Source organism: Streptomyces sp. SID11385, assembly GCF_010548245.1.
Lineage (GTDB): Bacteria > Actinomycetota > Actinomycetes > Streptomycetales > Streptomycetaceae > Streptomyces.
Genome location: NZ_JAAGLR010001173.1, coordinates 1 through 236, shown reverse-complemented (window position 1 = coordinate 236; position 236 = coordinate 1). Strand labels below are relative to the sequence as shown.

The following is a 236-nucleotide window of genomic DNA, read 5'->3' as shown; positions in this document are numbered from 1 at the left end:
CTCCTCGTCACGTTCCTGGTCGCCGGGGATACCGAAGGCGAGGAGCACCATGTCGATGTCCCCCTCGGTGAAGATCTTGCCGAGGGTCGTCTCGTGCGACTCGGTGTCCAGCGCGTCGAAGTCGACGGTACGGACATAGGCGCCGCGCCCGCGCAGCTCGGCCGCCGCGGACTCCAGGGCGGGGGAGGGGCGCCCGGCCAGCCAGACCGTACGCGTGCGGCAGGCGATCAGGCGGC

1 pseudogene is annotated in these 236 nt (G+C 71.6%); it reads right to left on the bottom strand.

The features are described from left to right. A pseudogene (locus tag G3I42_RS35610) lies at window positions 1–236 on the bottom strand (decaprenylphospho-beta-D-erythro-pentofuranosid-2-ulose 2-reductase); the annotation flags it as partial.